Annotated in this window: 6 protein-coding genes; 4 read left to right on the top strand and 2 right to left on the bottom strand. The window is 34.2% G+C overall.

Going from position 1 to position 11,907, the window contains the following annotated elements:
* Positions 1 to 14: 14 nt before the first annotated feature.
* Positions 15 to 2,468, bottom strand: a complete 2,454-nt coding sequence (locus CSC80_RS09765; protein ID WP_099191332.1) for a ribonuclease HII — start codon at positions 2,466 to 2,468, stop codon at positions 15 to 17.
* Positions 2,469 to 2,510: 42 nt separating this feature from the next.
* Positions 2,511 to 3,092, bottom strand: a complete 582-nt coding sequence (locus CSC80_RS09770; protein ID WP_099191334.1) for a ribonuclease HII — start codon at positions 3,090 to 3,092, stop codon at positions 2,511 to 2,513.
* A 207-nt stretch (positions 3,093 to 3,299) separates the two neighbouring features.
* Here CSC80_RS09770 and CSC80_RS09775 point away from each other — a divergent pair, with 207 nt between their 5' ends.
* The 4 genes from CSC80_RS09775 to CSC80_RS09790 all read left to right on the top strand — a co-directional run bounded on the left by CSC80_RS09775 (position 3,300) and on the right by CSC80_RS09790 (position 11,413).
* Positions 3,300 to 6,353: a SusC/RagA family TonB-linked outer membrane protein gene (locus CSC80_RS09775; RefSeq protein WP_236973355.1), complete on the top strand. Its 3,054-nt coding sequence runs from the start codon at positions 3,300 to 3,302 to the stop codon at positions 6,351 to 6,353.
* A gap of 12 nt (positions 6,354 to 6,365) precedes the next feature.
* Positions 6,366 to 7,742, top strand: a complete 1,377-nt coding sequence (locus tag CSC80_RS09780) for a RagB/SusD family nutrient uptake outer membrane protein (RefSeq protein ID WP_099191336.1) — start codon at positions 6,366 to 6,368, stop codon at positions 7,740 to 7,742.
* A gap of 105 nt (positions 7,743 to 7,847) precedes the next feature.
* A complete protein-coding gene (locus tag CSC80_RS09785; protein ID WP_236973356.1) occupies positions 7,848 to 9,215 on the top strand; it encodes an aryl-sulfate sulfotransferase in 1,368 nt (455 codons plus the stop codon).
* 206 nt (positions 9,216 to 9,421) lie between these two features.
* Positions 9,422 to 11,413, top strand: coding sequence for a putative porin (locus CSC80_RS09790; protein WP_099191338.1), 1,992 nt, complete (start codon positions 9,422 to 9,424; stop codon positions 11,411 to 11,413).
* Positions 11,414 to 11,907: the final 494 nt, after the last annotated feature.

The raw sequence follows: 11,907 nt of genomic DNA on the forward strand, positions 1-11,907 counted from the left end.
TAACTTTCGGTGTGTTATCGTATTTTATAAACCTTAATACTATTTTCTTGATCCTTGAATACAAGTTCGGGCTTTTTGTTTCTGTTCATATCTGCCATATCAATGACGGAATTACCAAAAATCGGAAAATTTGGTATGGCTTCGGCTTGGCTGTCAAACATGTATATTTTCTGATTTTGAATATCCGTTACAGATACATAGATTTTATCATTGAGGTAGAAAATAACGGGCTTGGTATAAACCCCTAACTCAAGTTCAACCTTTTTGTCTCGTATTTGTAAGATATTGTCGTTCATTATGGCTAAAGTTCTAGATGTGGCATCTATACCGTGATCTTTGGCTAGATTTAGATTGCTCGATGAAATTTTTCCTTGAGAGTCAATTTGGTATAAAATACCATCCATCGAGGTAAAAGTAAATTTGTTTTGGTATAACCTAATTTCATTATCGGAAAATGAAAACTTGTCTTTTATGTTTATCCTGGTTTTGCCAACTCTATTTAATATTTTTAGTTTGCCATTATCAAGTTTAAGAACAATGTAGTCTTTTTTTCCAATTCTAAAATGTTGGGGAGAATTTAGTATGTTGGCTTCGGCAGTATCATATGTAAATCCTTTTACTGTTTTACCTTCATTATTGTACATATGTACTTTTTTGTTTTGTGTGACTATGAATCTATAGTTTTTATTTCCTTCGTAGTCAAAAACCGCTAGTGGATTAAGGTTGCCGCCAGAATAGTTTATTTTAAACGGTTTTACCTCTTTTCCATTTCTGTCTAAAATTAAAAACTCGTTGTTTGTAGTAAATGCCAATTGTAATTTACCATTTTTGAAAAGATCTACTTGGTGTACTTTTCCTTGAATTGTACCATCTAACTGTTTCTTCCAGAGAATTTTGCCGGTATTGGAAATTAAATAAAGTATATTCTCTTGATCCTGTACTATAATTTCTTTTCTACCATTATTATGGTTGGTTACAAATTGGGGCAATGTAGCAAGGTCATTATTAAATTGAATTTCAAATGCTTGTGAAACTGTGTTTTGAACATCTCCATTAGTAACTTTTTTAATTAAGAAGTTAGTGTGGTAGAAACCATTATCTGCGATAATCTGTGATGCAAAAACATAATCTTTTAAATGACTATTGCTGAACGAGCTACCCAAGGTTTTAGAAACTGATTCGTTTAAGAAGGTAGCGTTGCCGTCAAAATTAGAAATTGAAAGCACACTCGATGATTGGGCAAGGTTGGTTTCAATGGTTTTATATATAGGTGTCTTATCAAAGGTGTCACCAGTCTTTATTTTGGAAATGGCTGATTCTAGGGTGGTTTTAGATGTTGAAAAAATAAAGGTGTTTTCGGTAATACTGGCGAAGGTGAATGTGATATCACCAATTAAAGGTTTTAGTGTTGCAAAAATAGTATTGTCAGAATGTAGTTCCCATATTTCATTACCACTGAATTCTTCAGTACTTACTTTTTCGGTATTTAAATAGTCAAGTAAAGTAGCGGTACCATAAGTTTTTAAAAACAGCATTTTTTCTTGGTCAATTTCGGAAATACCAATTTCCTCAACAGTACTTAATAGTGAATCTAAAGGTTGGGTGGGGTAGTTGTTTAGCGTTTTATTTTCAATGAACTTATTGAATTCATCAAAACCAAATGAGGTTATGTATTTGCTATTACTAGGAGCCAAATTCCAAACTTTGTTATCTATAGGTTTTATATTTTTGAATAATGACAAGTAATATTGATTAAGGTCATTTGGCTGTGCTATGCCGCTTAAAACTAATTCGTTACCATGCACAGTGACATCAAGTGTTAACCAACTGCCAAAATTGGAGACTTTTTGGTCTTTGCCTAAAAGATTGTTAAGCATTGTGGTTCCTTTATCTATATCAAGCCAAATGTTAATGAGCTTTTCATGGTTGGATACTTCGTAAAGTTGTTTAAATGAACTGTTTTTTTGAGGTGAGTTTACAGAATTAATGTTTTCTTGAAGTAGGGGTTGAGAAGAGCACATAATCCAGAAATCATTAAGATATGTGGTGTAGAATATTGCATTATCAACTGTGTATTTTGTAACCGTGTAGCCGTTGAAAGTGAGGTCCTCTTTACTTTTACTGGTTAGTTCTGCCCAGTTATCTATGGAGAGACTATCTTTTGTGATATATGTGTAATCTATATTTAAGCTGTCCACCGAGAGCGCAACCAATCCGCTTTTTTGATTGGATAAAAGGCCTAAGTCTTTAAGGGTGTTCTTTAAAGTGGAAAATGGTTTATTCAGTGTTAAACCGTTCAGAATTTCATTGGAAGAAAATTCATTTTTAACCGATTCAAAATCATTGATTTGAAATATTAAGCTAGCGTTTTCAGGTATTACCTTTAAAGGTGAACTATCGTTCTTTTTTTTGGAAGTACAGCTATAGCAAATAAAGGCAATAATTAGGTATGCTAGAAAAGGTCTCATGAATAGAAATTTATACAAAGTTATACTATTTGTAAAACTATATTAGTTGTTTGGCAAAAGCTTGAAACTTGTTCTGTGGTACTTGGTTATACCATATTTTTTAATTGCTTCTCTATGCTCTTTGGTAGGGTAACCTTTGTTCTTTTTCCAGTTGTACATAGGGTATTCTTCGTGCAATTTCAGCATATAGGCATCACGTGCTGTTTTTGCTAAGACAGAAGCTGCGGCAATACTCAAATATTTAGAATCACCTTTGACAATGCAGGTATGGGATATTTTTTTATAAGGTTTGAATTTGTTGCCGTCAACAATGATATGGCTTGGGATTTGCGATAATTTGGATATTGCCTGGTGCATTCCTAGAATAGAAGCATTTAAAATATTGATGTCATCTATGATCTCTGGCTGTATATGGGCAATTCCAAAACAAATGCAATCTTCTTTTAATAATGGCTCTAGAAGTTGTCTTTTGTGTTCTGATAACAGTTTTGAATCTGTTAAAATTGAATTCTCGAATGTTTCTGGCAGAATTATTGCTGCAGCGGTCACAGGTCCCGCTAAACAACCTCTTCCCGCCTCGTCAGTACCGGTTTCGTTAATGTTTTTGTAAAATTTAAGAAGCATTATGTTTTTTTTAACTTAAAATTTTGAATTTTAAATATTGATTTATTGTTAAATAATTGTTTTATTTTCAACAAAATCGATGAAATACAGAAAAAAAAATAATAATAAGTGTTTTTTTAACATATAACTTTTTTGGGTTAAGATAGCTTTTGGAATACTAAGCAAATTTTTGGACTTTTGGCGCAAGCTAATTCAAAAACAAATTTTATGAAACAGAAGTTGACGTGGATGTTGACGCCTTTATTGGTGTTCTTCATGACATTTTCCTTTGCACAGGAAAAAACAGTGACCGGTGTTGTAACCGATCAAAGCGGTTTGCCTTTACCGGGAGTGTCTGTTGTAGTTGTTGGTACAACGAACGGATCTCAAACAGATTTTGATGGTAACTATGCCATTAACGTAAATCAAGGCGAAAAATTAAGATTTTCTTATTTAGGTCAAAAAACAGTGACGATGAGTGTTGGAGCTTCCAATACCATTAATGTACAATTGGAAGAAGATGCTGAGGCATTGGAAGAAGTTGTTGTTACCGGGTATACTTCGCAAAGGAGATCTGATATTACTGGGTCGATTGTTGAAGTAGATTCTGATAAGTTGTCAGAGATAATTACGCCAAGTGTGGAACAGGCTTTGCAAGGAAATGTTTCTGGTCTTTCGGTTTCTGCAACCTCAGGAACTCCAGGCTCAACTGCGAATATTAGAATTCGTGGGATTAGTTCAATTACTGCTGGTAATGAGCCGTTATATGTTATTGATGGTGCGCCGGTAAGTAATGATAATGCGGGGGCAAGTGCAGCTTTCTCTTCGTTGTCTCCATTGGCGGGTCTTGATAATAATAACATTAAGTCTATTACAGTTTTGAAAGATGCTTCTGCAACTGCTCAGTATGGTGCTAGAGGTGCGAATGGTGTAATCTTGATTACTACTAAAAAAGGTAAAGCTGGTCAAACTGTATTTGATGTGAATTCTAGTTATGGTTTTCAGCGTGATGCAATTACTGGCCCAGTGCCTTTAACTGCGGCTAATAGATTGGAGCTGACTGCAGAGGCTTATTATAATGACGGTATAACTGCATCTAAACAAGAGGCTATTGATCAATTATTGGCTTCAAGTTTTGCTGATTGGGATGCTGCCGGTAGACCAGAGGCTAGATGGGATAGAGCTGTTAGAAATGATGCGGCATCCGTTCAGCAACATAGTATCTCTGCTTCAGGTGGTGGTGAAGATCATACGTTTTATGGTTCTGTAGGTTACATGAATCAAGAAGGAACGGTGATTGGACCTTCATTCGAGAGAATTTCGGGAGCGATAAACTTCTCTAAGGATTTAACGGAGAACATAACTTTTAGTTCTAATAACTCTGCAACGCATTCTTTGCAAAATGCTTTTTTAGAGACTAGTGCTTATTTTGAAAGCCCAAGATCTGCTAAATATTTCTTGTCTCCGTTGTTGTTGCCATATAATGCAGATGGCTCTATTAATCAATTTGGTGGTTCTCTGCCAAATCCATTGTACAACAATGAAAATAATATCTATGAAAATAGGCTTACAAGAATTATATCTAATAACAATTTAAATTGGAATTTAGGTAATGGTCTTTCTTTTGGATCTTCATTTAATGTGGATTACCAAGGGTATAACTATAGAAATTATTCTAATAGAAATTATGGCTATGGTGTTCCTACTTCTGGTGATGCGGAGCAATATGATAGAACCAATGTATTTTATGTATTTCAAAATTATTTTGATTATAACTTTGATATCAATGATGATCACAGATTTGACTTTAAAGTTTTACAGGAATATCAATCAAATCGCAGATATTTCTTAGGAGGTGCCGGTAATAACTTCGCTGATGATGGTCTATATTATTTGGATAATGTTGGTACGCCTGTTTCGGTAAGTTCTAGTTACAACGATTTTTATGTTGGAGCATATATGGGTCTTGCCAAATATGCAGCGTTTGGAGGTAAGTATATCTTAGATTTATCTTACCGTAGAGAGGGTAATTCAAGATTTGCTGAGAATAATAGATGGGGTAACTTCTATTCTGTAGGTGCAGCTTGGAATATTGCAAAAGAAGATTTTCTAGCAGATTCTAAAGTTATTGATAATCTTAAATTAAGAGGATCTTATGGTGTTACAGGTAATGCAAATATAGATTTGAACCAATATCAATCCTTATTTGGCTTTAGTGCTGATTATGGTGGTGAAGGTGCTCAATATGTAGATACTTTTGGTAATGAGGACTTAACTTGGGAGTTGTCTAAAACTTTCGATGTTGGTATAGATTTTGCAATGTTTAATAACGTATTTAGTGGTAGTGTAGCTTATTTTCAAAGAACATCAGAAGATTTGTTGTTAGATGTTCCATTATCTCAAACTACTGGTTTTGCAAGTCAATATGCTAACATAGGAGAGTTGACTAACAAAGGTATTGAAGTAGATTTTAATTTCAATGTCGTAAATACTGAAGATGTTCAATTTACAGTTGGTGGTAATTTCGCTACTGTTGATAATGAGGTTACCGAATTGCCGGTGGATCCAAATGGTGTTGAAAGAACTATCACAACTACAACTACTAGAATTGAAACTGGTCATCCTGTTAGAGAGTGGTATATGCCAACTTGGGCAGGTGTAAATACTGAAACAGGTGTAGATGAGTGGTTTATTAACGGTATTGATGGTGAAAAAACAACTAATTTTAATGAAGCAGAAGCTGTTTTTCAAGGAGGTAACGCGGTAGCAACTTTTACAGCCGGTCTTAACTTAAATTTCAAATATAAAAATGTTTTCATAAGCGCTAATGGGTACTATTCAGGTGGTAATAAAATCTATGAAGGATGGCATAGGTATTTGAATACTTCTAACGTATATCCGATTCTTGCTTTTAATGGATATACTTCATTATTAGATAGATGGCAAGAGCCTGGTGATGTTGCTCGTAATGGTAAGTTTACAACCGGAGATGCTGGATGGCAAAGACATTCTAAATACTTATATGATGGAGACTTTATAAGACTTAGGTCATTAACTGTTGGTTTTGATCTTCCTCAACAAACGGTAGATAGATTAGGTATAAATAAATTGAGATTCTTTGTAAGAGGTAATAATCTTTTTACATGGGTTAAAGATGATAATTTGTTGTTTGATCCAGAAGTTGATGTTGATAGTCAAGGTGGTGATGTTACTCCTGGTGAAACTGGTTTGGAAACTCCTCCTGCAAGAACAATCTCGGTTGGTGTTAATTTGAACTTCTAAAAAAAGAAAAAAATGAGAAAAAATAAATTTTTAATAATATTACTAGCCTCAATGGCGGTAATTGTCAGTTCATGTTCTAGTGAGGATTTAGAGCCAACATTATCTCAAAGTAAGAGTGTTGAAGGTAGTGTAACCAAAGTGGATAACTTATATAGTATTTTAAAGGGAGCACATAATGTGCTTACTGATGATGAATATTATGGTAGAGATATAATCGCTACTAATGAGGTAAGATCTGATAATTGTTTTTCTAATGGTAACTCAGGTAGATTCAGTACGCAATCTCAATTTTCCTACAACTCAAATACTGGTTATGTTTGGGATGACGTATTTGAAATGATGTCAAATGTTAATATTATCATCAATACCGATTTATCTACCTTAGAAGGTGATTTAGACTATGGTGCGCATATACAAGGTCAAGCGTTGACTTTGAGAGCGCTAGGTAATTATGATTTGATTAGAATTTACGGACAGCAAAATTCAGGTGGTACATTGGGAGTTCCAATTGTAACGACCTTCAAAGGTGAAGACTTATTTCCTTCAAGAGCAACTGTAGAAGAAGTTAAGCAAGCCATATATGCTGATTTGGAGATGGCTTTTAGTATGATGGATTCTTCATATGATACTTCTAAAATCATAGTTTCTAAGTATGTTGCAAAGGCTCTTGAAGCTAGAGTTGCTGTATATTTTGGAGATTGGTCTAGAGCTGTTACGGCTTCTGAAGCTGTAATTAATTCTGGATTATATTCGATTATTGGCGCAGATTCTTATGTTTCTAGTTGGGCAGCAGACGGTGGATCTAATGTTTTGTTTGAACTTGCTTTTAGTGGTTCTGATAATTTAGGTTCAAATGCATTGTCTTATATCTATAGGTATCCAGGTGATGAACCTGCAGGTTATGGAGATGTTCAAGCTTATTCTGATTTAATAGATATTTATGATGAAGGTGATGTTAGGTTAGGTATATTGGGTTATCAAAATGGTGGAACGGCATTAAGAAATATGGGTAAATACCCAGATACGGCTACTGGTTCTGATAATATTCCATTATTTAGATATGAAGAAGTAATTTTAAATTATGCAGAAGCATTATTTGAAACTGGTGGCGATGCATTAACTCAGCTTAATTTGATTACATCAAATAGAGGAGCAGCTGCTTATACTTCGGTAACTAAAGATGATATTCTTAATGAAAGAAGAAAAGAGTTGGTTTTTGAAGGTTTTCGTTTCGATGATTTAATGAGAACGGGACAGTCGGTAGATGCAACAGGCTCATTGGGTAATACAATAAGTACCCTAACGTACCCAAATAATGCGTTTGCTTGGCCAATTCCATTATCTGAAATCAATGCAAATTCAAACATGGTTCAGAATGAAGGTTATTAAACTTGATTAAGTTTTTGATTAAGAACCCTGCTTTTTGCGGGGTTCTTTATTTTAAGTTACTTTTAAGGTTATTGAGCAAGACTAATCTGGTTAATTTTGGTATTCATGAGAGCAAATATTATTTTCAAAATTGTCTTTTTTGCGTTGTTGTCCTTGTTGTTTTGTTTTTCTTGTTCTTCAGATGATATTACTGATGAAAAGAAAATTGATCAAGAAGTCGTGGAAGATGAAAATGTATCACCTGTTCCTGTAGAAGTTGTCTATCCGATTAGGGGTGCCACAGGGGAAGTTTTGGATTATGACCAAGATTTGTCAAAAGATGGACTTGTTTTAATTAATGAAGCTACATATGATCGTGTTTATTTAATGCAAAAGGATTCGGCTATAATTGTACATGAATGGCAGCTTGAATATGGATTGGGGAATGATGTGGAATTGTTAAATAATGGACAATTATTGGCGTCTTTAGGGGTGGTCTCACCTGAATTTAGTTTTGGAGGATTTGGAGGTGTTATTCAAATTCTTAATCCTGATAGCAATGTTGAATGGGAGTATACCTTATCTAATGAGAAGTATTTAATCCACCATGATGTAGAAATGTTACCGAATGGAAACATTCTGGCTATTGTTTGGAATTTAAAAACTAGGACCGAGTTAGATGAAATAGGTTATTTGGGAAATCAAGAAAAAATTTATACTGAATCTATAATTGAAATAGATTCAAATTCCAGTGAAATTGTTTGGAAATGGGATTCGTGGGATCATATTGTGCAAAATGTAGACGCCTCTAAATCGAAGTATGGTTTAGTAAATGAAAACCCCCAATTGATCAATATAAACTATGTTGATATACTAAGAGATGATGAAAATCCTGATGGCGACATTATGCATGCTAATGGATTGGATTATGATGAAGATAATGACCTTATTTATTTAAGTGTAAATAATTATAGTGAAATTTGGGTTATAGATCATAGTACAACAGTTGATGAATCTGAAACGAGTAGTGGTGGCCGCTATGGTAAAGGAGGTGATTTAATTTATAGGTTCGGTAATCCAAACACTTATGATAATGAGGGTAACAGACTTTTTTATAATGTGCATTTCCCGAATATTTTAGATGAAGATGTCCCGGGAAAAGGTAATATTTTGGTCTTTGGAAATGGAAATGGAGGTTCTGAACAGTCGGTAGTCTATGAGTTTAATGTGCCGTCTCAATTTAATCTGCAACCTAATACGGATAATGAATTGGATGTAGTTTGGGAATATACTAGAGAAGGGTTGTATGCTCCTAGGGTCTCCGGTGCAATTCGTCTAGATAATGGAAATACCTTGATTACTTCTGGCACTTTTGGTGTTATAGAAGTAACAGATACCAAACAAGTAGTATGGGAGTTTCAAGGAGATGGGTTCTATTGGCGAACATATCATTATAATTTTGATGCTACCGCAATTTCATTTTTAACTGAGTAAATTTTATAGTCTGCTGTATGTTTTAATTAGTACTTGACTCAAGTATTGTGTCTCCACTTTTATTTGTTAATACGAAATTATATATTTAATTATCTCGATGTATTACTTTTTGGTCAAACAATTATAGACCACTGATTTAAACTCCCTTAAACTTTCACATTTACTTAGCAACAAAAAAATTAACTTTGCAAGGGTAACATTGCTTCATGAAATATATAATTTTAGTTTTATTGTGTTTTACAACGTCAATTGTTTTAGGACAAGATGTAATTGGAAAACCACAGAAAAAAGGCGATTCGCTTTCATTGGTAAAGAAAACAAAGCCAATAAATCCAAAAGACAAGCTTAAAAATGATTCTATAACTTTAACTATAGAAGATTATAAAATAATTTCTTTTGAAAGAGATACTACTTTTTTAGATACAACCTTGACTATCCAAAAGGAATATAAGTATAACTACTTGCGTGAAGATGACTTTGAGTTAATGTCTTTTTCCAACATTGGGCAAGCCTATAACGAACTTGGGGTTGATTTTGAAAGGGTGGGGAGCTATCCAAATCTTGGGGCACTGGCAAAAGACCGTAAATACCTAGAGAAAGAACAAATTAATTATTATAATGTAGCCACCCCAATGACCGAGTTGTTTTTTAAAACAACTTTGGAAGAAGGTCAATTACTAGACGCAAATTTGACTTTCAATACCTCTAGAAGGTTAAATTTTTCTATTGGTTATATAGGCTTTCGTTCCCTTGGTAAGTATAATGATACTCAAATAGAATCAGGTAATTTTATAACTACTACAAATTATTTATCTAAAAACGGTAGATATTCGTTAAGAGCGCACATAGCTGCACAGAATATTTCGTCTGAAGAAAATGGAGGCTTGGCAGAAAAAGAAGAGCAATTTGAATCTGGTGATGAGGATTTTATAAATAGACCAAGGGTAGATGTCTTGTTAGATGATGCTGAAAATAAGATATTAGGTAAAAGATATTACTTAGACCATCAATATAAATTGGTGAGAAAACGGTTAGATTCTACCCGGTTTGAAAAAACGGCATTATCTATAGGACATAGTTTTGATTATGAGACCAAGTATTATCAGTTTATAGAAACATCGAATGATACATTATTTGGTGATGCAATTTTAAGTGCTATAGATGATAAGGCAATTTTGAAGACGTTTTATAACGAGGTTGATATAGAATTTTACAACAAGGCACTTGGTAGGCTAACAGGCGGTGTTAATATGTATAATTACGATTATTATTTCAATAGCAGGCTTATTGAAGCAGATGGAACGGTAATACCCAATAGGTTGAACGGAACTGAGTTTGGACTGGTGGGAAAGTATGAGAAACGAATAGGTGGTTTTGATTTTAATGCGGATTTAAAATATAATCTTTCAGGTGAGTTGGCGGGTAATGTGTTCAATGCCTCTGCAACCTATAATATTAATGATAATAATAAGGTGAGGTTCGCCCTGCACAATTCTACTAGGTTGCCCAATTTTAACTACTTATTGTATCAAAGTGAATATTTTAATTATAACTGGGATAATAGTAATGTTTTTGAAAAGGAAAGAGCAAGTAGTTTAAAAGGTGAGTTGTTGTCCAAAACTTGGGGACACTTAATGGTGAAGTATAGTAATTTAGATAACTATACATATTTTGCCCCTGTATCAGAAGAGGTAATTGCCGATGGGTTGGATAATGCATTTATAAAACCGTTGCAAGAGGGTAATACGGTATCTCATCTAAAAGTGAAATATCAAAAAGAATTTAAGGTTGGAATGTTTGCATTGAATAATACGGTCATGTATCAAAATGTGACTCAAGATTCTCAAGTACTCAATGTTCCGCAACTGGTAACTAGAAACACATTGTATTTTTCTTCTGATGTTTTTAAGAAAGCAATGTTTTTACAGACGGGTGTAACCTTTAAATACTTTACTGCCTATAATATGAATGGGTATAATCCTGTACTGGGTGAATTTTATGTTCAAAATAAAGAAGAGTTGGGTGGGTACCCTTTGTTGGATTTCTTTATTAATGCAAGAATACAACAGACTAGAATTTATTTAAAGGCAGAACATTTTAACGCTTCGTTTTCTGGTTATGATTATTATGCTGCACCAAATTACCCTTATCGGGACTTTGTTATACGTTTTGGTTTGGTATGGAATTTCTTTTCTTGATTAAAAAAGCTATGTAAAACATAAGGTCTTTAAGTGTCATTTAAATTCAGATGCTTAAAATTGAAGCAATGTGTAGCTTTCCTTGTTTTCTAACCTCCGTTGAATCAGGGGGGTATGGGGCGTTATAAAAAACCTTGTATTTATTTTGCAAAAAAGTCTTGTACATTAGAAAATAGGTTGTAGATTTGCACCCCGCTAGCGAGGAAGACGAGTTCTGAATCGGGAGTTGGAAAAGGTTCATTTATATGTTGGTTGGTCTGGGGGAAAAAGAAAAAATATTTTTTTTCGAAATAAGTTGCCAGGTTAAAAAACAGTTGTATATTTGCAGCCGCTTAGGGAAACACCTAAGGGAAACGAAGCCGGGAGGGTCGCAGGGTCCAAGGGCGGAGTGGATGGAAGTTAGTGAGATCGGTGGGGGGCGGAGCCATAAGAGAAGACAGAAGTGGGCGAGAGGGACAGAGGCGACAGAGTACGCGAAGGTGTAGAGCAGAGCG

The organism is Maribacter sp. 6B07 (genome assembly GCF_002700155.1).
GTDB classification, from domain to species: Bacteria; Bacteroidota; Bacteroidia; order Flavobacteriales; family Flavobacteriaceae; genus Maribacter; species Maribacter dokdonensis.